At 66.5% G+C, this 25242-nt stretch carries 22 protein-coding genes; 7 read left to right on the top strand and 15 right to left on the bottom strand.

Features of this window, described 5'->3' with window-relative positions; all coding sequences use genetic code 11:
• Positions 1-88: 88 nt before the first annotated feature.
• Genes SriyCCGPB3_RS13925 through SriyCCGPB3_RS13915 form a run of 3 tightly spaced genes read right to left on the bottom strand, consistent with a single transcriptional unit; the run spans position 89 to position 5202 of the window.
• Entirely contained in the window at positions 89-3262 is a 3174-nt protein-coding gene (locus SriyCCGPB3_RS13925) for a multidrug efflux RND transporter permease subunit (RefSeq protein WP_153855987.1), read from the bottom strand.
• Positions 3263-3277: 15 nt separating this feature from the next.
• Positions 3278-4546: an efflux RND transporter periplasmic adaptor subunit gene (locus tag SriyCCGPB3_RS13920; RefSeq protein WP_248858012.1), complete on the bottom strand. Its 1269-nt coding sequence runs from the start codon at positions 4544-4546 to the stop codon at positions 3278-3280.
• Positions 4546-5202: a TetR/AcrR family transcriptional regulator gene (locus SriyCCGPB3_RS13915; protein ID WP_110712819.1), complete on the bottom strand. Its 657-nt coding sequence runs from the start codon at positions 5200-5202 to the stop codon at positions 4546-4548. Before SriyCCGPB3_RS13915 ends, SriyCCGPB3_RS13920 begins: the two co-directional genes overlap by 1 nt.
• A gap of 250 nt (positions 5203-5452) precedes the next feature.
• On the opposite strand from SriyCCGPB3_RS13915, the gene SriyCCGPB3_RS13910 reads away from it, so the two are divergent.
• From SriyCCGPB3_RS13910 to SriyCCGPB3_RS13900, 3 genes are all read left to right on the top strand, one after another.
• Positions 5453-10429 (top strand): NAD-glutamate dehydrogenase, encoded by a 4977-nt coding sequence (locus tag SriyCCGPB3_RS13910; protein ID WP_350259432.1) that lies wholly within the window; start codon positions 5453-5455, stop codon positions 10427-10429.
• Positions 10430-10814: 385 nt separating this feature from the next.
• Positions 10815-11588, top strand: a complete 774-nt coding sequence (locus SriyCCGPB3_RS13905; protein WP_006376667.1) for an NAD kinase — start codon at positions 10815-10817, stop codon at positions 11586-11588.
• Positions 11589-11635: 47 nt separating this feature from the next.
• Complete coding sequence (locus tag SriyCCGPB3_RS13900; RefSeq protein WP_005417414.1) at positions 11636-12580, top strand: 5'-nucleotidase; 945 nt, start codon at positions 11636-11638, stop codon at positions 12578-12580.
• A 168-nt stretch (positions 12581-12748) separates the two neighbouring features.
• On the opposite strand, the gene SriyCCGPB3_RS13895 is transcribed toward SriyCCGPB3_RS13900, so the two are convergent.
• From SriyCCGPB3_RS13895 to asnS, 12 genes are all read right to left on the bottom strand, one after another.
• Complete coding sequence (locus SriyCCGPB3_RS13895) at positions 12749-13300, bottom strand: DUF2939 domain-containing protein (protein ID WP_110712816.1); 552 nt, start codon at positions 13298-13300, stop codon at positions 12749-12751.
• 42 nt (positions 13301-13342) lie between these two features.
• Positions 13343-14323, bottom strand: coding sequence for an aldo/keto reductase (locus SriyCCGPB3_RS13890; protein ID WP_153855990.1), 981 nt, complete (start codon positions 14321-14323; stop codon positions 13343-13345).
• On the bottom strand, positions 14323-15009 hold the full coding sequence (locus SriyCCGPB3_RS13885) for a DUF2461 domain-containing protein (protein ID WP_110712814.1): 687 nt from the start codon (positions 15007-15009) through the stop codon (positions 14323-14325). Before SriyCCGPB3_RS13885 ends, SriyCCGPB3_RS13890 begins: the two co-directional genes overlap by 1 nt.
• Positions 15006-16445 (bottom strand): exodeoxyribonuclease I, encoded by a 1440-nt coding sequence (gene sbcB, locus SriyCCGPB3_RS13880; protein ID WP_180846657.1) that lies wholly within the window; start codon positions 16443-16445, stop codon positions 15006-15008. The genes SriyCCGPB3_RS13885 and sbcB overlap by 4 nt, the downstream gene beginning before the upstream one ends.
• Positions 16445-17812 carry an FAD-dependent oxidoreductase gene (locus SriyCCGPB3_RS13875; RefSeq protein ID WP_110712812.1) on the bottom strand — a complete coding sequence of 456 codons (1368 nt, stop codon included), beginning with the start codon at positions 17810-17812 and terminating at the stop codon, positions 16445-16447. The genes sbcB and SriyCCGPB3_RS13875 overlap by 1 nt, the downstream gene beginning before the upstream one ends.
• A 31-nt stretch (positions 17813-17843) precedes the next feature.
• Positions 17844-19118 (bottom strand): kynureninase, encoded by a 1275-nt coding sequence (kynU, locus tag SriyCCGPB3_RS13870; protein WP_110712811.1) that lies wholly within the window; start codon positions 19116-19118, stop codon positions 17844-17846.
• Between the two features lie 162 nt (positions 19119-19280).
• Positions 19281-19802, bottom strand: a complete 522-nt coding sequence (locus SriyCCGPB3_RS13865) for a 3-hydroxyanthranilate 3,4-dioxygenase (RefSeq protein WP_350259431.1) — start codon at positions 19800-19802, stop codon at positions 19281-19283.
• 19 nt (positions 19803-19821) lie between these two features.
• Positions 19822-20484, bottom strand: a complete 663-nt coding sequence (gene can / locus SriyCCGPB3_RS13860) for a carbonate dehydratase (RefSeq protein WP_014037740.1) — start codon at positions 20482-20484, stop codon at positions 19822-19824.
• A gap of 72 nt (positions 20485-20556) precedes the next feature.
• Positions 20557-21195 (bottom strand): FMN-binding negative transcriptional regulator, encoded by a 639-nt coding sequence (locus SriyCCGPB3_RS13855; RefSeq protein ID WP_180854822.1) that lies wholly within the window; start codon positions 21193-21195, stop codon positions 20557-20559.
• Positions 21196-21201: 6 nt separating this feature from the next.
• Positions 21202-21516, bottom strand: a complete 315-nt coding sequence (locus SriyCCGPB3_RS13850; protein WP_006453002.1) for a hypothetical protein — start codon at positions 21514-21516, stop codon at positions 21202-21204.
• Positions 21517-21523: 7 nt separating this feature from the next.
• Entirely contained in the window at positions 21524-21823 is a 300-nt protein-coding gene (locus SriyCCGPB3_RS13845; RefSeq protein ID WP_005417403.1) for a hypothetical protein, read from the bottom strand.
• A gap of 30 nt (positions 21824-21853) precedes the next feature.
• Positions 21854-23248, bottom strand: coding sequence for an asparagine--tRNA ligase (gene asnS, locus SriyCCGPB3_RS13840; RefSeq protein ID WP_153855995.1), 1395 nt, complete (start codon positions 23246-23248; stop codon positions 21854-21856).
• A gap of 128 nt (positions 23249-23376) precedes the next feature.
• Between asnS and SriyCCGPB3_RS13835 the strand changes: the two genes are divergently transcribed.
• The 4 genes from SriyCCGPB3_RS13835 (at position 23377) to rpsR (ending at position 25196) form a co-directional block, all read left to right on the top strand.
• Entirely contained in the window at positions 23377-23715 is a 339-nt protein-coding gene (locus SriyCCGPB3_RS13835) for a HesB/IscA family protein (RefSeq protein WP_006376495.1), read from the top strand.
• Positions 23716-23813: 98 nt separating this feature from the next.
• Complete coding sequence (locus SriyCCGPB3_RS13830) at positions 23814-24356, top strand: CbrC family protein (protein WP_350259430.1); 543 nt, start codon at positions 23814-23816, stop codon at positions 24354-24356.
• Between the two features lie 160 nt (positions 24357-24516).
• Entirely contained in the window at positions 24517-24954 is a 438-nt protein-coding gene (rpsF, locus tag SriyCCGPB3_RS13825) for a 30S ribosomal protein S6 (protein ID WP_049445625.1), read from the top strand.
• An 11-nt stretch (positions 24955-24965) separates the two neighbouring features.
• Complete coding sequence (rpsR, locus tag SriyCCGPB3_RS13820; protein ID WP_002804494.1) at positions 24966-25196, top strand: 30S ribosomal protein S18; 231 nt, start codon at positions 24966-24968, stop codon at positions 25194-25196.
• Positions 25197-25242: the final 46 nt, after the last annotated feature.

Below are 25242 nucleotides of genomic sequence, written 5' to 3'. Positions count from 1 at the left end.
AACCAAGGTTGGCGACTACCGGCTTCATGGCACGAATGAAAAGGCCCCGGATCGCTCCGGGGCCTTTTCATTTCAGCTCACCACCGGATCAACGATCCGGACGGTGGGCGGTTTCCGCATCGCGCTGGCGTTCCATGAACTCCTTGGACGGTTCATCCAGCTTGTCACCCAGCATGCGCCGCACGACCACGAAGAACACCGGGATCATCAGGAGGCCGAGCAGGGTGGCGAACAGCATGCCACCGATCACGCCGGTACCGATGGCGTGGCGGGAGTTGGCGCCAGCGCCGGTGGAGATCGCCATCGGGATCACGCCCATGATGAACGCGAACGAGGTCATCAGGATCGGGCGGAAGCGCAGGCGGGCCGCTTCGATGGTGGCATCGCGCAGGTTCTTGCCTGCTGCGCGCTGCTCCACCGCGAACTCCACGATCAGGATCGCGTTCTTCGCCGCCAGGCCGATCACGGTGATCAGGCCGATCTTGAAGAACAGATCGTTGGGCAGGCCGCGCAGCATCGACAGGCCGAGTGCACCGAGCACGCCCAGCGGCACGACCAGCAGCACCGCCACCGGGATCGACCAGCTTTCGTACAGGGCCGCCAGGCACAGGAACACCACCACGATGGACAGCACCAGCAGCAGCGTCGCGGCGTTGCCGGCCAGGATTTCCTGGTAGGACATGCCCGACCAGTCGTAGCCGAAGCCGGCCGGCAGGTCGTCGTTGACGATGCTCTCCATGGTCTGCATTGCTTCACCCGAGCTGGTGCCCGGGGCCTGCGAGCCGACGATGTTGATCGCCGAGTAGCCGTTGTAGCGGCTCAGCGACGGCGGTGCCGACACCCATTCGGACTTGACCACCGTGTTGAGCGGGATCATCGCGTTGGTGCCGTCGGCATTCGTGGTCAGGCTGGACGGGCTGTAGAAGCTCTTCAGCGACTCCTGGCCGGTGCGATACGGGCCATCGGCCTGCATGGTCACGCGCTTGATGCGGCCTTCGTAGAAGAAGTCATTGACGTACACCGGGGCCAGCATCAGCTGGATGGTGCTGTACACGTCCGACACCGACATGCCCATCGACTGCGCCTGCACGCGGTCCACGTGCAGCTGCAGCTGCGGGGCGTTTTCCAGTCCGTTCGGGCGCACGCCGACCAGTGCCTCGGGCTTCTGCGCGGCGTTGCCGAGCAGGATGTTGCGCGCCTGGGTCAGCTGCTCGTAGCCGGCACCGCTGCGGTCCTGCAGCCACATGTCGAAGCCGCCGAACTGGCCGAGGCCCTGCACGGTGGGCAGGTTGACCACGAAGATCTGTGCTTCCTTGATGCCGTAGAACGCGCCGTTCATGTTCTGGATGAACTCGGGCGCGGTGAACTTGCGTTCCTCCCACGGCTTCAGGCGGATGAAGCCCATGCCCACGTTCTCGCCGGAACCGACGAAGCTGAAGCCGGCCACCTGCAGCATGCCTTCATAGCCATCCTGCTTTTCCAGGATGCCACGCATCTGCGCGAACACTTCGTTGGTCTGGCCCTTGGTGGAGCCCGGCGGCAGCTGTACGATCGCCAGCGCGTAGCCCTGGTCTTCTTCCGGCAGGAAGCTGCCCGGCATGCGGGTGAACAGGAAGCCGCACAGTGCGGTCAGCACCACGAACAGGATCATCCAGCGCGGCGCATGGCGCACCGCCGAGGTGATGTGGCCCACATAGGTGTGGCTGATCTTGTCGTAGTACTTGTTGAAGGTGCGGTAGACGATGTTCGGGTTGTCGTTGTGCGTCGGCTTGAGGAAGGTCGCGCACAGCGCCGGGGTGAAGCCCAGTGCCAGGAACGCCGAGAACGCCATCGAGATGGCGATGGTCAGCGCGAACTGCTTGTAGATCTCACCGGCGGCACCACCCTGCAGGGCGGACGGGATGAACACCGCGGCCAGCACGACGGTGATCGCCACCACCGCGCCGGTGATCTGGGTCATCGCCTTCTGCGTGGCCGGCTTCGGCGCCAGGCCTTCCTCGGTCATGATGCGTTCGACGTTCTCGATCACCACGATCGCGTCATCGACCACGATGCCGATCGCCAGCACCATCGCGAACAGGGTCAGCTGGTTGATCGTGAAGCCGATCATCCACATGCCCAGGAAGGTGCCGAGCAGGGCCACCGGGATGACCAGGGTCGGGATCAGCGTGGCGCGGAAGTTCTGCAGGAAGATCAGCATCACCAGGAACACCAGGAACACTGCTTCGAACAGTGTCTTGACCACTTCCTGGATGGAGATCTTGACGAAGGTGGTGCTGTCGTACGGCGAGAACCAGGTCACGCCGGACGGGAAGCTGGGCTGCAGCTCATCCATCTTGGCGCGTACCGCATCGGCCACGTTCAGGGCGTTGGCGCCCGGCAGCAGCTGGATGGCGAAGGCGCCGGTCGGCTTGCCGTTGTACTGGGTGTCGAAGCCGTAGTTGTTGGCACCGAAGGCAACGCGGGCGATGTCCTTCAGCAGCACGCGCGAGCCGTCAGCATTGGCGCGCAGGATGATGTTCTCGAACTCCTGCGGCGAGCTGAAGCGGCCTTCGGCCGAGACCGTGGCGGTGAAGTGCTGGCCTTCCGGCGACGGGTCCGAACCCAGCGCACCGGCAGCGAACTGCACGTTCTGCGCACGCACCGCGGCCAGCACCTGGCTGGCCGACAGGCCGTAGCCCTGCATCTTCTCCGGGTTCAGCCAGATGTTCATGGCGTACTCGGAACCGAACTGCTGGGTGCTGCCGACGCCGGGGATACGCGAGACCTGGTCGAGCACGCGCGAACCGACGATGTCGTTCAGGGCGTCACGGTTGATGGCCGGCGTATCGGACTGCAGCGCGATCACCATCAGGAAGCCGGCGTTGGCCTTGGCCACCACCACGCCCTGCTGGGTTACTTCCGAAGGCAGTCGTGGCGTGGCCAGCGAGACCTTGTTCTGCACCTGCACCTGGGCGATGTCCGGATCGGTACCGGTCTCGAAGGTCAGGGTGATCTGCGCACGGCCGTTGGAGGCCGACGAGGAGCTGAAGTACAGCAGGTGATCGATACCGGTCAGCTGCTGCTCGATCACCTGGGTGACCGATTTCTCGGTGGTGTCCGCACTGGCGCCCGGGTAGGTCGCCGAGACGGTGACCTGCGGCGGGGCGATGTTGGGATAGGACTCCACGCCCAGGTTGAGGATCGCGATCACGCCGCTGAGCGAGATCAGGATCGCAACCACCCAGGCGAAGACTGGATGTTCGATGAAAAATTTAGGCATGACGGAAGGTTCCCGTTACTGCTTGTTCGAATCGGTGGCGGCCGGCTTGGCCGCATCGGCCTGCTCGGGCTTGGCCGCGTCGGCCGGTGCCTTGCCTGCGGCCGGTGCTGCGCCCGCCGGAGCGGCGCCGCCTGCGGCAGGCTTGCCGTTGGCGTCCTGCCCCGGAGTCCACGGCTTGGCCACTGCCGGTGCACCTTCCTTGACCTTCTGCACGCCGGCCACGATCACCTTGTCACCGGCAGCCAGGCCGTCGCTGACCAGCCAGTTGCCGTTCTGCGCGCCATCGGTCTTCACGTTCTTGCGCACGACCTTGCCGTCGGCGCCGACCACCATCACGTAGCCGCCGGTGGTGTCGCGCAGCAGCGCCTGCTGCGGCACCAGGTAGGCGTTGTTGCGCTCGCCGAGGTTGGCCTGGAAGCTGACGAAGGCGCCGGGCAGCAGGATGTGCTGCGGGTTCGGCAGCAGCGCACGCAGCGACACCGCGCCGGTGGCCGGGTCGACCGTGGTCGAGGAGAAGTCCAGCGTGCCCGGCTCGCTGTACGTGGTGCCGTCGGCCAGCTTGACGTTGACCGTGGCCTTGCCGTCGCCGGACAGCGCCAGCGCGCCCTTGGCCTGCTGCGCGCGCAGCTGGGTCAGCTCGTCCACGCTCAGCGAGAAGTTGACGTACAGCGGGTCGAGCTGGTCAACGGTGGTCAGCAGGGTCACATCGCCCTGGCCGACCAGCGCACCTTCGGTGACCTGCTGCTTGTTGGCCACGCCGCTGATCGGTGCGGTCACTTCGGTATAGCCCAGGTTGATGCGCGAGGAGGTCACCGATGCTTCGGCCTGCTTGACCGCGGCCAGCGCGGTGCGCTCGGCCGATTCGGCATTGTCCAGGTCGGCCTTGGAGACGAACTGCTGCGGGGCCAGCGAACGTGCGCGGTCGGCGGCGACCTTGGCATTGGCGTAGGTCGCGCGGGCCGAGGCCAGCTGTGCCTCGGAGGCGTTGAGCGAGGCACGCAGCGGCGCCGGGTCGATCAGGAACAGAGTCTGGCCCTGCTTGACCTGCGAGCCTTCCTGGTAGACGCGCTTGAGCAGCACGCCGGGTACGCGTGCGCGGACGTCGGCGCTGCGGAACGGCGACAGGCGGCCGACCAGCTCGCGCTGCAGCGGCAGGGTCTGCGGCTTGGCGTCGATGACGCCCACCTCCGGCGGCGGGGGCATCTGCTGTTCCGGCTTCTTGCAGGCAGCCAGAGCGACAGCAACGGCGCACGTCAAGGCAAGGGTGCGGAGTGGGGCGGTCATCAGGAGGAACTCCGGGGTTGGTTTGTAGACGGGGCCGGCGACGGCTGTGGCGCGAACGCGCGCAGGAAGCTGTCGACGGAGAACTCTGCCCAACGCCGACGCAGCAGCGCGTCATCACGATGGGGGGTATGGAAGCGCTGTTTGTCGAAATCCTGACCGGCGATCATGCTCAGCAGCAGTTCGGCCATGAAGTGCGGGTCGTCATGCCGGAGCTGGCCTTGCATGCAAACGGTTTCAATCCATTCAGCAAGATGAAGCGTCAACGCGCCGGCACCATGCCGGTACAGCGTACGCGCCTCTTCGGGAAACTGTGACGCATCGGCGGCGATCAGCCGACAGGCCTGTCCTACGTGCGGTTGGTTGAAATGCTCCAGGAAGTCGGTGGCGAACTGGAGCAGGCTGGCACGCAGGTCGTCACTGCGGAGTGCACGAACCATGGCCCCGGTGGCGTGGCCGACATGGCGCTGCATCACCCGGCGCAGCAGTTCCTGCTTGCTGCCATAGCGCGAGTACAGGGTCTGCTTGGAACAGCCGGCATGCTGGGCCACCGCGTCCATGCTCATCTGCATGCCCTGCTGGGCCAACAACTCGCGCACGGCATCGAACACGCGCTCATCGCGTGCGTCGAGGGCGACGGGGAGGTAGGCCGGGTTCACGCGGTGGACTATACCGTCCAGTTCAGGATTGTGGAATCGAATCGGCGTCGCCGCGTGTGTCTTCCGGTAACACGCTTTGCCGATCCTGTCGGCAGTGCTGAAGTGGGTGCCAGGACCATACCGGTGCGAACTGAATAGGCGTCTAAACCGCAGCAAACCCGAATCTACTTATTCCGTCCTGCAGCAAGGCCTTTTCGTGCGGTAGGGCTACAATTTCATTTTCCCAACTGAGCAAGCGCATCGCTCTGCCATGAAACCGCAAAAAACCGCAGCCAAGACCGTGAAAAACAAGACCAAACCAGCAGAGTCGGAGGTCGCAGTGACCGCTGGTTTCTCCCTGGAGCCGGTGTACACGGCATTGCGCAAGCGTTACCCCGCGGCCGCACAGGCCGAAGCGGTGGCCTTCGCCACTGACTTCTACAAGCGCATGGAGTCGGACGAGTTCCCGCACCACAGCGCTGAAGAGTGGGCCGCTCTCGCGGCTGAGACGCTGGAATTCGCCCGTGCCCGCAAGGCCGGCAAGGCCAACGTCCGCGTGTTCAATCCGACCGCGAAGGCCAATGGTTGGGAATCGCCGCACACCGTGCTGCAGATCGTCAACGACGACATGCCGTTCCTGGTCGACACCGTCACCATGTCGCTGGCCGAACAGGGCGTGGGCGTCCACGTGCTGGGCCACCCGGTGCTGCGCTTCACCCGCGACAAGGCCGGCAAGCTGGTCAAGGTCGGCGAGGGGGATGCCGAGTCGGTGATGCTGCTGGAAATCGACCGCCAGCCGGCCGAAGCCATGGCCGCCATCGAGCAGGCCATCAACAAGGCGCTGGACGAAGTGCGTGCGATCGTGCGCGACTGGCAGCCGATGAAGGACAAGGCACTGGCGCTGGCCGACGACCTGGGCAGCCGCCAGCTGCCGGTCGATGCCGCCTCGCGCAAGGAAGCACAGGAATTCCTGCGCTGGGCCGCCGACAACCACTTCACCTTCTTCGGCTACCGCGAGTACCGCGTCGAGAAGCAGGGCAAGGAAGACGTGCTGGCGCCGCTGAACGACACCGGCCTGGGCCTGATGCGCGGCAAGGACAAGTCCGCCGCCCGTCCGGTCAAGACCCTGGCCGCGCAGGGCCTGAACGCCACGTCCGGGCTGAAGGACGCACTGATCCTGACCAAGACCAATGCCCGTTCGCGCGTGCACCGCGCCGGCTACATGGACTACATCGGCGTGCTGGAATTCGACGCCAAGGGCAAGATCATCGGCGAGCAGCGCTTCCTTGGCCTGTTCACCTCCAGCGCCTACAACCGTCGCCCGTGGGAAATCCCGCTGGTGCGCCAGCGCCACGAGCACGTGATGAAGCAGTCGGGCCTGGCCCCGGCCAGCCACAGCGGCAAGGCCCTGCGCCACATCCTGGAAACCCTGCCGCGCGAAGAACTGTTCCAGTCCAGCGAGGACGAACTGTTCCGCACCGCCATGGGCGTGCTGGGCCTGCAGGAGCGCGTGCGCAGCCGCCTGTTCCTGCGCCGTGACAAGTACAGCCGTTTCATCTCCGCGCTGGTCTACCTGCCGCGCGAGCGCTTCAACACCGACGTGCGCCTGCGCATCGAAGCGATGCTGAAGGAAGCGCTGCATGGCGAATACGTGGACAGCTCGGTGGTGCTGGGCGAATCGCCGCTGGCCCAGGTGCACCTGATCGTGCGCCCGAAGCCGGGTGAAATGCTCGACGTCGATACCGCCGAACTGGAACAGAAGCTGGCCCAGGTGCTGCGCAACTGGCAGGACGACCTGCGCGAAGCGCTGGTCACCCGCCACGGCGAGACCGAAGGCCTGCGCATCGCCGCCCGTATCGGCAAGGCACTGCCGGCCGGCTACATCGAAGACAACAGCACCGCGGTTGCCGCCAACGATGTCAGCCAGCTCGATGCCCTGACCGGCCCGGACGACCTGCGCCTGAGCCTGCAGGCCGTGCCGCGCGAAAGCGGCGATGGCCTGCGCCTGAAGCTGTATCGCCAGCTGGACGACATTCCGCTGTCGGACGCGCTGCCGATGATGGAAAACATGGGCCTGCGCGTGATCGCCGAGCGTCCGTACCGCCTGTCGGTCGACAACGCGCCGGTGTACGTGCAGGACTTCGAGGTCGAGTCGACCGCCGGCGCGATCGATGCCGCCAGCGTCGATGAAGCCTTCGGCGAGACCTTCGCCCGCGTCTGGCACGGCGATGCCGAGAACGACGGCTTCAACCGCCTGGTGCTGGCCGCTGGCCTGCACTGGCGCCAGGTCGCCATGCTGCGTGGCTACTGCAAGTACCTGCTGCAGACCGGCGTGCCGTTCTCGCAGGCCTACGTGGAAGGCACCTTCGCGCGCTACCCGCTGCTGGCCCGCCTGCTGGTCGAGCTGTTCGAAGCCCGCTTCGATCCGGCCACCGGCCACGAAGGCAAGGACGACATCGCTGCCGGCCAGGCCCAGCTGAAGGCGCACTTCGACGTGCTGGCCGCTGGCGACGACGCCACCCTGAAGGTGCTCAAGATCGTGGTCGACGCCCGCAAGGGTGACCGCGACGCGCAGATGCAGGCCGCGCGCGATGCGCTGCTGAAGCTGATGGACCGCGTGTCCAGCCTGGACGAGGACCGCATCCTGCGCTCGTTCATGGGCGTGATCGACGCGACCCTGCGTACCAGCTACTACCAGACCGATGCCAACGGCCAGCACGGCCATGTCATCAGCTTCAAGTTCGATTCGGCGCTGGTGCCGGACCTGCCGAAGCCGCGCCCGTACCGCGAAATCTTCGTCTACGGCCCGCGCGTGGAAGGTACCCACCTGCGCTTCGGCGCAGTCGCCCGTGGTGGCCTGCGCTGGTCGGACCGTCGTGAAGACTTCCGTACCGAAGTGCTGGGCCTGGTCAAGGCGCAGATGGTCAAGAACACCGTCATCGTGCCGGTCGGCGCGAAGGGCGGCTTCTTCGCCAAGACCCCGCCGGTGAACGGCGACCGTGATGCGATCTTCGCCAACGGCGTGGCCTGCTACAAGCTGTTCATCCAGGGCCTGCTGGACATCACCGACAACATCGTCAACAACAAGATCGTGCCGCCGGTGGATGTCGTGCGTCACGACATGGACGATCCGTACCTGGTGGTGGCCGCCGACAAGGGCACCGCGACCTTCTCCGACATCGCCAACGGCCTGGCCATCGCGCACGGCTTCTGGATGGGCGATGCATTCGCCTCCGGTGGTTCGGTGGGTTACGACCACAAGGGCATGGGCATCACCGCACGCGGTGCGTGGGAGTCGGTCAAGCGCCACTTCCGTGCGCTGGGCCGTGACAGCCAGAGCCAGGACTTCACCGCGGTAGGCGTCGGCGACATGTCCGGCGACGTGTTCGGCAACGGCATGCTGCTGTCGCGCCACATCCGCCTGGTCGCTGCGTTCGATCATCGCCACATCTTCCTGGACCCGAACCCGGATGCAGCCACCACGTTCGTCGAACGTGAGCGCCTGTTCACCGTGCCGCGTTCGAGCTGGGCGGACTACGATGCCAAGCTGATCAGCAAGGGCGGCGGCGTGTACCCGCGCAGCCTGAAGTCGATCGAGATCACCCCGCAGGTGCGTGAAGTGCTGGGCCTGGACGAGAACGTCAAGGCGCTGTCGCCGAACGACCTGATGAGCGCGATCCTGAAGGCACCGGTCGACCTGCTGTGGAACGGCGGCATCGGTACCTACGTCAAGGCCGCCAGCGAGCAGCACAGCGATGTCGGCGACCGCGCCAACAACGCCCTGCGCGTGAACGGTGGCGAGCTGCGCTGCAAGGTGGTGGGCGAGGGCGGCAACCTGGGCATGACCCAGCTGGGCCGCATCGAAGCTGCCCAGGCCGGCGTGCTGCTCAACACCGACTTCATCGACAACTCGGCCGGTGTCGACACCTCCGACCATGAAGTCAACATCAAGATCCTGCTCAACGATGTGGTGCGGGCCAAGAAGCTGACCGTCGAGCAGCGCAACAAGCTGCTGGCCTCGATGACCGATGAAGTCGCCGAGCTGGTGCTCAACGACAACTACCGCCAGAACCAGGCGCTGAGCCTGATGGAGCGGATGGCGGTCAAGCGCCTGGGTTCCAAGCAGCACTTCATCCGTACGCTTGAACAGCAGGGCCTGCTCGATCGCCAGATCGAATTCCTGCCGTCCGACGCCGAGCTGTCGCAGCGCAAGGCACGCGGCCAGGGCCTGACCCGTCCGGAACTGTCGGTGCTGCTGTCCTACTCCAAGCTGGTGGCGTTCGCCCAGCTGCTGGATTCGGACATCCCGGAAGATCCGTACCTGTCCAAGGAACTGCAGCGCTACTTCCCGACCCCGCTGCAGAAGAAGTACGCCGACGCGATGGAGCGTCACCGCCTGAAGCGCGAAATCATCGCCACGGCCGTGACCAACCAGACCATCAACCGCATGGGCGCCACCTTCCTGATGCGCATGCAGGAAGACACCGGCCGCTCGATCGCCGAGGTCGCCAAGGCCTACACCATCAGCCGTGAAACGCTGGATGCACGCGCGCTGTGGGCGCAGATCGATGCCCTCGACGGCAAGGTGCCGGAGTCGGTGCAGATCGACGCACTGGAAGTGATCTGGAAGCTGCAGCGCTCGTTCGTGCGCTGGCTGCTGTCGCGCCCAGGTGCGATGCCGGGCATCACCGAAGCGGTCAACCGCTACCAGGGTCCGTTCAACGACATCCGCGTTGCGTCGGGTGTGCTGCCGGATTCGCAGCGTCCGACCTACGAAGCGCTGGTGGCCGAGTGGAAGGAAAAGGGCCTGCCGTCCGCCCTGGCGCAGCAGCTGGCCGAACTGCACTTCCTGGAGCCGGCGTTCGACATCATCGAACTGGCCCGTACCCGCAAGCTGAAGCCGGTGGACGTGTCCAAGGTCCACTTCCGCCTGGGCGATGCCCTGCAGCTGCCGTGGCTGTTCGAGCAGGTCGACGCGCTGGAGGTCAATGGCCGTTGGCACGCCGTGGCACGTGGCGTGCTGCGTGACGAACTGGCCGCCAACCACCGCAACCTGGCCGGCCAGGTGCTGGGCACCAAGGGTGGCAGTGCCGAAGCCAAGGTGGCCGCATGGATGGGCCGCGATGACAACAGCCTGCGCTTCACCCTGGCGATGCTGGCCGAACTGGCCGAGCAGAAGACCCTGGACTACCCGACCGTCTCGGTCGCGGTCCAGCGCCTGGGCCAGCTCGCCGCGCATGGTGCGTAAGCGCATTCGCGCTGACGCCCCACGGTTTGCTCTGTAAACCGTGGGCCCCATGCCAACCATGCTCCCAGACCCCCGCGCCGTTGGCGCGCCCCCCTGACTCAGGGGGGCTCCTGATCTGCAGCAGTTGGAGGAACGGCCCCGCGAAAGCGGGGCCGTTCTGTTTCTGCCTTTGGCCTTTTGCGACCACCTGTCCCGACGCCGGCTGTGAACCTGCCAGGTGGATGACCGGCATATCCGCCGGGACCGTGAGCGCCATGGATGGCGCGATCGAGCCCCCAGGGACGGGTTTACGGCGTGTCCCGGCGGATATGCCGGTCATCCGCCCCGCGCGGTCCAACCCCCGGCGCTCGGTTATGCTCTTCATCAGTTCCCCCCGGATTCACCGATGAGCGACACCCCCCGCATCGCTTTCCTGGCCAGCACCACCGAGCCCGCGCAGATGGCCCGCGCCGCGATGGTCTCGCGCTATGGCGATCATGCGCCGGAGCAGGCCGACGTGCTGTGTCCGCTGGGTGGCGACGGCTTCATGCTGCAGACCCTGCATCGGCATGGTCACCTGGGCAAGCCGGTGTTCGGCATGAAGCTGGGCACCGTTGGTTTCCTGATGAACCAGTACCGCGGCGACGACGACGTGCAGGCCCGCATTGCCCGTGCCGAACCGGCCAACCTGCGCCCGCTGGAAATGGTGGCGCTGACCGAGTCGGGCACCAGCACCGGTTCGCTGGCCTACAACGATGTGTCGCTGCTGCGCCAGACCCGGCAGGCCGCGCATATCGGCATCGACCTCAACGGCCAGGAACGCGTGGCCGAGCTGATCGGTGACGGCGTGCTGGTGGCCACCCCGGCCGGCAGCACCGCCTACAACTATTCCGCGCACGGACCGGTGCTGCCGCTGGGCTCGCATACCATCGCGCTGACGCCGTTGGCCCCGTACCGGCCGCGCCGCTGGCGCGGGGCGATCCTCAAGGCCGACACCGAGGTGCGTTTCCGCGTGCTTGATCCGTACAAGCGCCCGGTCAGCGTCACAGCGGATTCGCACGAGACCCGCGACGTGGTCGAGGTGACCATCCGCGAGTCGAAGGACCGCCGCGTGACCCTGCTGTTCGACCCGGAGCACAACCTGGAAGACCGGATCCTGAGCGAACAGTTCGTTTTTTGACGACAATAGGCGGCCGGCCCCGCCGACCGCTTGAAGGACCCCCACCGATGGGCGACAACTCCCCCCGTTTGCTGACCGTCGCGGTGACCTCGCGCGCCCTGTTCGACCTCGAGGAAAGCCACGCGCTGTTCGAGAGCGATGGCGTGGCGGCCTATGCCGAATTCCAGCGCCAGCACGAGGACGATATCCTCGGCCCCGGCGTGGCCTTCCCGGTGGTGCGCAAGTTGCTGGCGCTGAACCAGGGCGCCAGCCCGGAGAACCCGCGGGTCGAGGTGATCCTGCTGTCGCGCAATTCGGCCGATACCGGCCTGCGCATCTTCAATTCGATCCAGCACTACGGCCTGGGCATCATCCGCGCGACGTTCACCGCCGGCGAGCCGACCTGGCCGTACGTGAAGCCGTTCGGCACCGACCTGTTCCTGTCGGCCAACCCGGAATCGGTGCGCAGCGCGCTGCGCCATGGCATTGCGGCGGCGACCATCCTGCCCAAGCCGCCGGGCGAAACCGCCGCCGCGGCGGCCGATCAGATCGATACCGGTCGCCCGGCCGGTCAGCTGCGCATCGCCTTCGACGGTGACGCCGTGATCTTCGGTGACGAGAGTGAGCGCATTTCGCGCGAGCAGGGCGTGGAAGCCTTTGGCCGCCACGAGCGCGAGCGGGCCCGCGAGCCGCTCAGCGGCGGGCCGTTCCGTGGCTTCCTGTCGGCGTTGCACACGCTGCAGGAAGTGTTCCCGGCCGGCGACAGTGCGCCGATCCGTACCGCGCTGGTCACCGCGCGATCGGCACCGGCGCATGAGCGGGTGATCCGCACCCTGCGCGAGTGGGGCGTGCGCCTGGACGAGGCGCTGTTCCTCGGCGGCCGCCACAAGGGGCCGTTCCTGCAGGCGTTCGGTGCCGACATCTTCTTCGATGATTCGCAGCACAACATCGACAGCGCCCGCGAGCATGTGGCCGCCGGCCACGTACCGCATGGTGTCGCCAACGAGGGGTAGGGTCTGGTAGTTGCCAACCTGGGTTGGCGCCGTCCTGGATCCATGCCCACCAAGGTGGGCATCTACCAGAGCGCCATGCCCCGGTAGTCGCCAACCTTGGTTGGCGCGCATCCGTGCCCACCAAGGTGGGCACCTACCGAAAGCAGCGCCATCGAAGGGCATGACCCGTCACGGGCTGCCGGACATCCCCAGCTGCAGGTCCACCACCTTCCAGCGCAGGCCCTGCGGTTCCAGCACCACCTTTAAGGGGGGCTGGCCGGGGCCGCGATCGACGTCGATCACGAAGCGGTCCAGCGCTTCGAAATGATGTTCGGCGTGCTTCAGCGGCCGCGCGGGTTCGGTCGGGCCGAAGGCATCGCCGCCCTGCAGTTCATTGCGGCCACGCTTCCACAGCACGTGGCCCTGCAGCATCGCGCCGATCCCGGTCGGGGTCACCATGGTGTCCACCGCGGCACCACCAAGCTGGTCGCCCAGCCCGTACAGCAGGGCACCGAACGGGCTGGCCGCCACATCCGGGCCGGCCTGGCGCACCAGATAGTCATTGAGCTGCGCGCGCAGGCTGCTGCGCACGCGCGGGAAATCGACGTAACGCTCCAGGCGCGCGGTGTCGCGCTGTTCGATGGCCTTGGACAGGCCATTGACGGTCATGTACGGGCCGCCGAACCACCAGGCGGCCAAGGCCAGGACCAGCAGCACAACGAGTGCGGTGAGTTTCTTCATGCCGCCCAGACTGCCGCAACCGCAGCAGCATGGGGTGAAGACTCAATGACTGGGTGATCCGCCGCCATCACCGAAGGCGCTCACCAGCTGTTGGCGTTCGGCTGCGGTCAGTGCCTCAAGCCGCGTCGCCAGAACTTCGTCCAGGCTGCCGGTGCGGGTGGTGCCCAAGATGCCACTGGCTACGCCGGGATGGCCGAGCGCGTAGGCAAACGCGGTCTGGGCCGGGCGCTGGCTGCGGATGGCGGCGAGTGCCTTCCGCATATTGCGTGCGCTGCGCATCAGTTGACGGCTGCTCGGCTTGAGCCAGGCCCTGGCCAGGTACCAGGCATCCGCCGGTCGTGGCAGGCGCGGGCGTGGTGGCAGCAGATGGCCCTGCGCCAGCACGGTGCCGGCCAGCACGCCGATGCCCACCGCATGCAACTGGTCGATGAGGGGTTCACGGTCCTGCTGCAGGGCGTTGTAGTCCAGAAGCACCACGTCGAACAGCATGGGATGGTCGATCATCCAGCGCAGGGTCGATGCCGTGTGCGTATTGATGCCGGTGTGCCGGATCAGCCCGCGTTCGCGCAGGCGTTGCAGTGCGGCCAGCAGGTCATCGTTGATGTCGTGCTGGCTGGCACCGTGCAGCTGGTAGATATCCAGGTAATCCAGGCCGAGGTTGCGCAGCGAGGCCTCGCAGCTGGCGGTGATGGCTGCCGGCGAGAAATTGCGTTGCTCGGCGCCGCTGACGCCGGCCTGGCCGGTCAGTGTGCCGCCCTTGCTGGAAATCACCAGCGACTCGCGCGGGTATCGCTTCAGCAACGGGCGCAGGATGCGGCCCAGTCGCGGCTCGGCGTGGAAACCGGAATAGTTGTGGCCGGTGTCCAACAGGTTCACGCCCTGTGCCAGTGCATGCTCGACCACGAGCGCGGCCGACTGTTCCGGGAAGCGGCGATGCCCCCAGAAGCCGGAACAGCCCAGGCCCACCGGCGAAACCGCCAGGCCGGTGCGGCCCAGCGTGCGGCGTTGCTGTGCCAACGGCATCAGAACTCCAGGTCCAGCGCCGCGCACAGATAGTCGACGAACGGGCCGAGCCCGGCCAGATCCTTGCCCAGCGTGGACAGCAGGCGCGGGCCGGTCATGGTGGCGTCGTCCAGCGAGCGCCACATCACCCAGTTGCGATGCTTGAGGTCATCGATGAATTCGAAGTCGGCCGGGAAGCCGCGCGGCGGCCGCACCAGCTTTTCGCTCTCCTCGAAGTCGAAGCGTTTGCGCAGGGCCGGTGCATGCGCGGCGGCCTTCCAGCTGCCGGGGTTGTCGAGGATGAAATGGCGCACGCGGCGCTGGGTCTCCGGTTCCGGATGCCACAGGCCGGCACCGACGAAGCTCTCGCCTGGCTGCAGGTGCACGTAGAACGAGGGCGCGGCCACCTCGCGGCGGCGCTCATGGAACAGGCGTGCACCCTGCCAGGTCTTGTACGGGGATTTGTCGTTGGAGAAGCGCGCGTCGCGATGGATGCGGAACAGCGAGCCGCCGACGCCGCGGGTATCGGCGCGGAAGTGGTCGCTGACCTCGGCCAGCGCCGGCTGAAGGTCGCCCAGCAGGCGCAGGAACGGCTGCCGCACGTGGTCTTCGTACTGCTGGCGGTGGTCGTTGAACCATGCCTTGTCGTTATGCCGCGCTAGACTGCGCAGGAACTTGAAGCTGGCGTCCGAGAAATAGGTACTCACAAGGTCTCCTGCAGGTGCTGGCCCCAGTCGCGCAGCGATTGCAGCAGGGCCTGGCGCCGCGCATCGTCGGGCGCTTCGGCGGCCAGTGCATCGAGCTGCTGCTGGTACTGGGGCAGGTTGAGTTCGCCCAGCCCGCCGTCTCCGAGCAGGCGCTGGCGGCGGTAATCCTGCCAGCGCTGGCGTTCAGCCGGCGCGAGGCTGTCGGGATGATTGCGCGCGCGGTAGCGGAACAGCAGCTCCGGCAGGCGCGGGTCGCGGAAGCGGCCTTCCAGCGCGGCCAGCTGCTCCGGCGCGGTGGTGCGTGCCAGCGCAAGCAGCGGCTTGTCGCCATTGCCGAGGAAGCCGTCGTAGAGCGAGGCATCGACGTCGGCCACGGTGGCGGCGCGGGGCTGGTTGTAGACCTGCCGGGCCTTCTCGGCCAGCTGCGGGGCGAACGCGCGCAGGCGTTCCACCTTGGCCTCGATCGCGGCCACGTCCAGACCGAGGCGTGCGTGGTCATCGGCGCGCAGGTGGTTCCAGGCGATCAGCGCCGGCACCTTGTTCAGGTGCACTTCCTTCAGCGGCACCCGCGCCACGCCTTCGGGCAGTTCACTGGCGCGCATGTACAGGCGCTGCGCGATCACCTCGGCCGGCAGTTCCAGCAGGTCGTTGATCTCGCCATCCAGGTCGAACACGATCACCCGGTTGTTGATGGTCGGGTGCGCGGCCAGCGGCAGCACCGGGGCCGCGCACAGGCGACTGGCCGGGTAGCGCATGGAAATGTGCAGTACCGGCTTCATCGCGGCCACGTCCAGCAGGCTGCCGACGAAGCGCTTGTCACGCAGCTTCAGTGCGTAGTCCCACAGGCGTGGCTGCGACTGCTTGAACAGCCGCGCCATGCCGATGGTGGCGCGCACGTCGGACAGCGCTTCGTGCGCATCGCCTTCGCGCACGTTGTTGGCTTCGGCCAGGTGTTCGAGCTTGAACGAGGTGGCACCATCCTCGCGCAACGGCCACTGGATGCCATCCGGGCGCATCGCGCGCATCAGCCGCAGCATGTCCAGCAGGTCCCAGCGCGAATTGCCGTTGCGCCACTCGCGTTCGTATGGGTCGTGGAAGTTGCGGAACAGCCCGTAGCGTACGAACTCATCGTCGAAGCGCAGCGTGTTGTAGCCCAGCGCACAGGTGCCGGGGCGCGACAGCTGCTCGTTGATGCGATCGAAGGCTTCGGCCTCGCTGATGCCCTCGGCCAGTGCCTGCTGCGGGGTGATGCCGGTGACCAGGGTGGCCATCGGCGAGGGCAGCAGGTCATCGGCCGGGCGCACGAAGAAGCTGACCGGGGTGTCGATCTCGTTGAGGTCGGTGTCGGTACGGATCGCGGCGTACTGCGAGATGCGCGTGCGCCGCGGGTCCTGCCCGAAGGTTTCCAGGTCGTAGAACAGGAAGCTGTCAGCCATCAGTGCGCGCCCTCCAGGACCGGCAGTTGGGCGTGGATCTGTGCTTCCAGTGCGGCCCAGTCGATGTTGTCCAGTGAATCGTGACCTGCGGTGGCCGCCACCAGCATCTCGCGCTGGAGATCAGTGCGGCGCAGCGCTTCGGCGTACGGCGTGTGCAGGAAGGTGACCATCGTGTAGTGCGGTACGAAACGGGTCGGCCAGCGCCGCTGCAGTTCCTGTTCCAGCTCGCGCTGCAGCAGAAAGGCGGGATCGGCCACGCGGTCACGCATCTCCAGGTAGTTCTCCAGTGCCATCTGCTGGATGGCACGTGCATTCGGCTTGCGCTCGGCTTCGAACGCGGCGAACGCGCCTTCCAGATCATCCGCCTCCATCAGGTGGCGGGCCAGCGCAACGCAGTCCTCGAACGCGCAGTTCATGCCCTGGCCGTGGAACGGCACCATCGCATGCGCGGCGTCGCCGATCAGCACCGCGCGGCCCTGCTGGTGCCAGCGTTCCAGGGTGAGCGTGCCAAGCAGGCCCGGTGGATGCTGCTCCCAGTCCGCGCGCAGGTTCGGGATCAACGGCAGGGTGTCGGCGAACTCGCGCGCGAACAGCGCCTCGGCCTGCGCCCCGGTATTGACCGTGGCGAAGCTGGGATCGCCCTGGTTGGGCAGGAACAGGGTGACGGTGAAGGTGCCTTCGTGGTTGGGCAGGGCGATGCACATGTAGTGGCCGCGCGGCCAGATGTGCAGCGCATTGCGCTCGATGCGGAAGCTGCCATCGGCAGCCGGCGGGATCTCCAGCTCCTTGTAGGAGTGGTCGAGGAAGGCGATGTCCTCGCCCAGCGGCGCGCGCCGGTTCATCGCCGCACGCAGTGCCGAACCGGCACCGTCGGCACCGATCAGGGTGTCGAAACGGATATCGTGCGGGCTGTCGTCACGGTCATCGATGAAGCGTGCGTAACCCGCATCGAAATCGACGGTGTGCAGGCGGCGATGGAAGTGCACGGTGGCGCCAGCCTGTTCGGCCAGCTCCAGCAGCGTGGTGTTCAGGTCGCTGCGGTGGATCGACCAGATCACTTCGCTGTCGTCGCGGCCATAGCGCTGCAGCTGCGGCTCGCCGTCGCGTGGATGCACCATGCGCCCGCGCATCATCACCGCACGTGCCATCACCTCGTCTTCCACGCCGGCCTGGCGCAGTGCGTTGCGCCCACGCTCGGCCAACGCCAGGTTGATCGAGCGGCCGCTCTCGTAGTCGGCCACGCGCGGATCGCCGCGGCGTTCGTACAGGGTGATGCGCCAGCCCTGGCGTGACAGCAGGATGGCCAGCAGGGACCCGGCGAGGCCGGCACCGATAATGCTCAACGAGCGGGAAGCGTGTGCGATCAACGAACTGTCCAGCAGTAGGGGAGGGGCCGACTTAGAGGCCGGCCCAGGCTTCCACTTCCTCGACGAAGTGGTGCACGTCCAGGTAGCGGTTGTAGAGCGGGGTGGGCGAGATGCGGATCACGTCGGGTTCGCGCCAGTCGCCGAGCACGCCGATGCCGCGCAGATGCTCGAACAGCGCACGGCCGCGCTCGCGGCCACCGATCACGCGCAGCGACAACTGGCAGCCACGGCGCTGCGGCTCGGCCGGAGTGATGATGTCCAGCACGCCGGACAGGCGCGCACGGACCAGTGCTTCCAGCATGCCGGTCAGTGCCAGCGACTTGCTGCGCAGCGCCTCCATGCCGGCGCGCTCGAACAGGTCCAGCGAGGCGCGCAGCGGCGCCAGACCGAGGATTGGCGGATTGCTCAGCTGCCAGCCTTCGGCACCGATGGCCGGCGTGAACTGCGGTGCCATCTGGAAGCGGGTAGATTCCTCATGGCCCCACCAGCCGGCAAAGCGCGGCAGGGTGGTGTCGCGGTGATGGCGCTCGTGCACGAAGGCGCCGGCAACCGCGCCTGGGCCGCTGTTGAGGTACTTGTAATGGCACCACACGGCGAAATCAGGGGCCACGTCATGCAGGCGCAGCGGCAGGTTGCCGACCGAGTGCGCCAGGTCGAAGCCGATGCGTGCGCCCTGCAGGCGTGCGGCGCGGGTGATCGCATCCAGGTCGAAGGCCTGGCCGGTGCGGTACTGCACGCCGGGCCACAACACCAGCGCCAAGCGCGGGCCGTATTCGGTGATGGCGCCCTCGATGGCGTTCAGCGAGATCGTGCCATTGGCTTCGTCCGGCTGCACTTCCACCAGGCATTCGGCCGGGTCGAAGCCATGGAAGCGGATCTGTGCTTCCACTGCGTGGCGGTCGGTCGGGAATGCGCCGGCTTCCATCAGGATCACCGGACGCTCGGCCGTCGGCCGGTAGAAGCTGACCATCATCAGGTGCAGGTTCACGCTCAGCGTGTTCATCGCCACCACCTCGCTGGGCAGCGCACCGACCACGCGGGCCAGCTGCGCGCTCACCAGACGGTGGTAGGACAGCCACTGCGTCGGGCCGGTGAAGTGGCCTTCCACTGCCAGCTCGCCCCACTGCTTCATCACTTCCTGCACGGCCGCCTGCGCGCCACGCGGCTGCAGGCCCAGCGAGTTGCCGACGAAGTAGGTCTGCTCGCCACCACCGTGGCGCGGAATCAGGAATTCATTGCGCAGCGGGCGCAGCGGATCGGCGGCGTCCAAGGCAATGGCGTGGGTGCGGCTGAGCAGGTCGGACATGGTCGGGCAACAGGCTGCAACGGGATCGCCAGTGTAGCGCCTGGGGCATGGCCCGGTAGCTGCCAACCCAACGCCGGTGCTGCATGACCCGGTAGTCGCCAACCTTGGTTGGCGCACGTACAAGCAAGCGCCCACCAAGGTGGGCAACTACCGTTCGATGGCTCAGCCCACCGCTGGCACCGGCAGTGGATCCACGTGCCCGCACTCGCTGCAGGTACGCAGTTCCAGGCTGGCGTGATAGCGCGCAAACACCTTGGGCAGGTCGGTTTCGATGTTCTGCAGCGGGAAGAATTCTTCGTGCAGCTTGTGGTTGCAGCGCTCGCAGTGCCAGATCACGCCGTCCATCTCATGCGGCAGGCGCTTGCGCTCGACCACCAGGCCGACACCGCCGGGCGGGCGCCGCGGCGAGTGCGGCACCTTTGCCGGCAGCAGGAAGATCTCGCCGGCGCGGATCGGAATGTCGCGCACCGCGCCGTCTTCCTGCACCTTCAGCACCATCTCGCCTTCGAGCTGGTAGAACCACTCCGGGCCTTCGTCGTAGTGGAAGTCGGTACGCGAGTTCGGCCCGCCCACCACCATCACGATGAAGTCGCCGTTGTCGATCATCTTGTTGCCCACCGGCGGCTTCAGCAGGTGGCGGTTTTCTTCGATCCAGGCGTGCAGGTTGATCGGCGAAGCGAGCATGGTGGTCATCCGTCAGGGATCAGTCGCGCTTGCCCTTGCGCGGGACGTAGGACAGGGCCTTTTCATAGGCGGGCTGCAGCTCTTCCTGCGAACCGACGTCGATGCCCATCTCGCGCACGCGTCCGTCCTTCAGGCTGTAGACCCAGCCGTGCACCATCAGCTTCTGGCCGCGGGCCCAGGCGTCCTGCACGATGGTCGAGCGGCACAGGTTGGCCACCTGCTCGATCACGTTCAGTTCGCACAGGCGTGCGTGCTTGAGCTCGTCGGTCTCGATCGCATCGAGGATGCCGGTGTGCTTCTGCATCACGTCGCCAACGTGGCGCAGCCAGTTGTCGGCCAGGCCGACGCGGGTGTTGTGCAGGCAGGCATGCACGCCGCCGCAGCCGTAGTGGCCGACGATCAGGATGTGCTTCACCTTCAGCTGGTCCACCGCGTACTGCACCACGCTCAGGCAGTTCAGATCGGTGTGGGCGACCACGTTGGCGACGTTGCGGTGCACGAACACTTCACCCGGGGCCATGCCGATGATCTGGTTGGCCGGTACGCGCGAATCGGAACAGCCGATCCACAGGTATTCGGGGTGCTGCTGCTTGGCGAGCTGGTGGAAGAACTCGGGGTCTTCCTTCTCGATGCGGTCGGCCCAGTCGCGGTTGTTCTGCAGCAGTTTGTGGATGTCTTTCATGTATGGGTCCCTGGCGTCGGGTGGGGGCGCGCCGCAACCATCCGGCTGCGGCGCTGCGGGAATCTGGGGCGTTCAGTCGCTGCGGGCGGCCTGTTCGCGGTGCCAGCGCATCCACTGCGCCAACTCGGTGGAAGCGGGGGTGCCCAGCTGTTCCAGCTCGGCGATCACGGCGCGCTGGTTCGCATCGGGATGGTTCTGGCTCAGCTTGAGCTTCAGCTGCACCTGTTCGACCTGGAAACGGAAGCCGACGATGGCGCGCAGCTCCGGGCCATGCTCGGCACGCGTGGGATCGAAATGCCAGGCCTGTCCGACACTGGCTTCGAAGCGGTCGCTGATCGCGCCGACCAGTTCGGCCAGCGCCTCGGTATCGTCGAAGGCCTGCAGCTGGCCACGCAGCTCGGCGGCGGCGTAGTTCCAGGTGGGTACCCGCGCAGCGGGTTCCTTGTCCGGATACCAGCTGGCCGAGACGTAGCCATGCGGACCATCGATCAGTACCTTGGCCGCGCCGCGGTGGCGCGACTGCGGGTTGGCGCGCGCCCAGTGGCCGCGCAGTTCGATCTGGTCGCCGTCACGCCGGTACAGCACCGGCATCCGGGTCAGCTCCGGCAGGCCATCGCTGCCGGGCGTAAGCACGGTAACGAACGGGTCGCGCGCCAGCAGGCGGTCCAGCCAGAGCAGGTCGGTCTCGGCGAAGGCGCGCGGGGTGAACATGCAGGGTCAGGCGCGCCCGCCCAGCGACTGGATCATGCGGCCGCGCAAGCCCTCATCGCTGTCGGCCTGCGGCGGCTGCACTTCGTGCAGGCTGAAGCCGCGCACCAGCGCGTCTTCCTCGTCCAGGCCGTCGTACTCGACGAATTCGGCGTCGAACAGCTGCGAACGCGCGGTGTCTTCGCTGTCATAGCTCAGCGTGTTGCCATCGCTGTCGAGCACTTCGGCAGTGCCGGCCGGGCGCACGCGCAGGCGCGCCCATATCAGGGTGTTGCCGAGGCTGGCCAGCCACCAGCTGTCGCGCGAGGCGGTGATGTCATTCATGGATGTGTTACCAGAGCGAGGCCAGCCAGAGCAGGGCGGCCATGCCCAGTCCGGCCAGCAGGGTCAGCAGCGATACCCAGGCCGGCGTCGCCAGCCCGGACAGCGAGCGGTCCGGCTGCTGGCGATAGTCACGGCGCAGCAGCCAGGCCAGGGCATCGGGCTTGAGGAAGGCACCGCTGCCGAAGCGCTCGGCGAGCGCCGGATGGCGATCGCGTACGTGCACCAGGGTCAGCGGCCAGAAGATCACGAAGGCACTGAACCCGGCCACTGCAACGCCGACGAAACAGAGGGCGAAGAACAGGGTCATGGGAGCGGTACCTCCGTGGTCGTGTGGGGCTTAGAAGTCCGCGCTGCCCGGGGCGCGCGGGTAGGGGATCGCATCGCGGATGTTGGACAGCCCGCAGACGTACACCACCAGGCGTTCGAAGCCCAGGCCGAAGCCGGCGTGCGGCACCGAACCATAGCGGCGGAAATCGCGATACCAGCTGTAGTGCTCACGATCCAGGCCGAACTGGGCCATGCGCGCGTCCAGCACGTCCAGGCGCTCTTCGCGCTGGCTGCCGCCGATGATCTCGCCGATGCCCGGGGCCAGCACGTCCATCGCGGCAACGGTCTTGCCGTCGTCGTTCAGGCGCATGTAGAAGGCCTTGATGTGCTCCGGATAGTTGGTTACCACCACCGGGCGGCCGACGTGTTCTTCGGTCAGCCAGCGCTCGTGCTCGGTCTGCAGGTCCAGGCCCCATTCGACCGGGAAGTCGAACTTCCTGCCGGACTTCTGCAGCAGGCTGACCGCATCGGTGTAGTCGATGCGCTCGAACGGCGCATTGATGAAGTCTTCCAGCTTGGTGATCGCGTTCTTGTCCACGCGCTCGGCGATGAAGGCAAGGTCGTCGCCACGCTCGTTCAGCACCGCGCGGAACAGGTACTTCAGGAACTCTTCGGCCAGGCGCGCGTCTTCGGCCAGGTCGGCGAAGGCGATTTCCGGCTCGATCATCCAGAACTCCGCCAGGTGGCGGGTGGTGTGGCTGTTCTCGGCGCGGAAGGTCGGGCCGAAGGTGTAGACCTTGCTCAGCGCCAGGCAGTAGGCCTCGACGTTCAGCTGGCCGGACACGGTCAGGAAGGTTTCCTTGCCGAAGAAGTCGCGGCTGAAGTCGATCGCGCCCTTTTCGTCACGCGGCAGGTTCACCATGTCCAGGGTGGACACGCGGAACATCTGGCCGGCGCCCTCGGCGTCGGAGGTGGTGATGATCGGGGTGCTGATCCAGTTGAAGCCGTTCTCGTGGAAGAAACGGTGCACGGCCTGGGCCAGGCAGTTGCGGATGCGGGTGACCGCGCCGAACAGGTTGGTGCGAGGGCGCAGGTGCGCCACTTCGCGCAGGAACTCCGGCGACATCGGCTTGGGCTGGATCGGGTAGGTGAGCGGGTCTTCGACCCAGCCGACCACGTCCAGCGTGCTGGCCTGGATCTCGAATGACTGGCCCTTGCCCTGCGACTTCACCAGGGTGCCGGTGGCGATGACCGAGCAGCCGCTGGTCAGGCGCTTGATCTCATCGAAGTTGGCCAGGCTGTCGCCGGCCACGACCTGGATCGGCGCGAAGCAGGAGCCGTCGCTCACATTCACGAAAGCCAGATTCGCTGAACCGCGCACCGTGCGCACCCATCCGCGTACCGTGACTTCGCCGCCTTCCGGGATCTTCCCGGCAAGCGCATGTTCAACGCTGACCACCGTCATGACTTGAATCCTCTGCTGATCGACTCGATCTGTGAACACGGGAGTTTACCGGTTGCAGCGTTCTGCTTGCGAGGCATTTTTCGTGGCAACGGCTCCTTATAATGTCCCCGTACCTCTGGAGTAGCCCCATGGCCGTCAGCCTGACCCCCATTGCCTTCGAGCGCGTGCAGCGCTTTGTCGCCCAGACCCCCGGCGCGCTGGGCCTGCGTTTCGGCGTGACCAAGACCGGTTGCTCGGGCTGGGGGCACATCACCGACCTGGCCCGCGACGAGCGCGAGGGCGATACCGTGTTCGACCAGGATGGCGTGAAGATCTACGTCGATGCCAAGAGCCTGGCGCTGGTGGACGGCACCGTGATCGACTTTGGCAAGCACGGCCTGAGCGAGACCTTCACGTTCAGCAACCCCAATGCCACGGCCGAGTGCGGCTGCGGCGAGAGCTTCACCACCGACGCCGACAAGGCCTGAGGGCCGGCTGCCGGGCATAGCCCTGCGCTGCCAAGGCGGGCTCTTGTAGGTGCCGACCTTGGTCGGCATGCTGGGCTCGGCAGGGAAGGGATCCACGGATGGAACGACCGCTTTTCATTTATCACCCCAACGCCTACGCCCTCTCCTTCGAAGAGGTCGACGGGGTCTGCGACTGCTGTGGTCAGCCGCGCACACTGCGCTACCGGGGGCCGTTCTACTCCGTTCTGAGCCCCGATTACCTGTGCCCCTGGTGTATCGCCGATGGCAGGGCAGCGGCCAGTTACGAGGGTGAATTCACCGGCTGGAGCGATATCGAAGGGGTATCCCCGGATCCGGCCGATCCGCCGCCGACCATCGCCCGTGAGCTGCTGCTGGAGATCTGCGAGCGCACCCCGGGCTACTCGTCCTGGCAGCAATCGGTCTGGCTGAGCCATTGTGAGCGGCCCTGCGCCTTCCTCGGTTACGCCGGTAGCGAGGACCTCCAGTCCATCCTCGACCAGGTCCGGCCCGACGTGGTTGAGGTCAACCCGCGCGACGCCGACTGGGTGCTGGAACACCTGAGCCGGGACGGGGAGATGATTGGCTGCCTGTTCCAGTGCCTGGAATGCGGCCAGCACCGCCTTCATGTGGATCTGGGGTAGCCCGGTTCAGGTTGCCCTGTGGCCCGCCGGTTGCCCGGCCACCCCATCTGCGCCATAATGCGCGGCTTCCTGCCTTCCTGGCGGGAATCCTTGCCCCACCGCGGTCTCAACGGCGGGGGGCTGTCCGGCCGCGAGGCCACATCCGAAAGGTAGAAAAAACATGAGTCGTCATTACGAAATCGTGTTCATGGTCCACCCGGACCAGAGCGAGCAGGTCCCGGCCATGATCGAGCGCTACAAGTCGCTGGTCGAGAACGGCAACGGCACCATCCACCGTCTGGAAGACTGGGGCCGCCGCCAGCTGGCATACCCGATCCAGAACCTGGTGAAGGCCCACTACGTGCTGCTGAACATCGAAGCCGACCAGGCCGTGCTGAACGAGCTGACCGAAAGCTTCCGCTTCAACGACGCCGTGCTGCGCAACCTGGTCATCAAGCGTGACGAGGCTGACACCGAGCAGTCGCTGATCATGAAGAGCAAGGACGAGAAGGGTGACAAGCCGGAGCGCGGTGAGCGCCGTCGTCGTGACGACGAAGAAGGCGAGTCCACCACCACCGCTGACAACGAAGCCGGCGACGACGCCGCTTCCGCCGCCTAAGGAGCCTTCCCATGTCCAAGTTCTTCCGTCGCCGCAAGTTCTGCAAGTTCACGGCTGAAGGTGTGAAGGAGATCGACTACAAGGATCTCAACACCCTGCGCCAGTACCTGACCGAGAACGGCAAGATCGTGCCGAGCCGCGTCACCGGTACCAAGTCGAAGTACCAGCGTCAGCTGGCGACCGCCGTCAAGCGCGCTCGCTTCCTGGCCCTGATCCCGTACACCGACAACCACGACGTCTGATGCCCGGCGGGGCGGCCCGGTGCCGCCCCGCTGTGCCAGCTATTCG

The organism is Stenotrophomonas riyadhensis (genome assembly GCF_040256885.1).
Lineage (GTDB): Bacteria > Pseudomonadota > Gammaproteobacteria > Xanthomonadales > Xanthomonadaceae > Stenotrophomonas > Stenotrophomonas riyadhensis.
The sequence above is the reverse complement of the archived record's forward strand: the minus strand, read 5'-3'. Positions and strand labels throughout refer to the sequence as shown.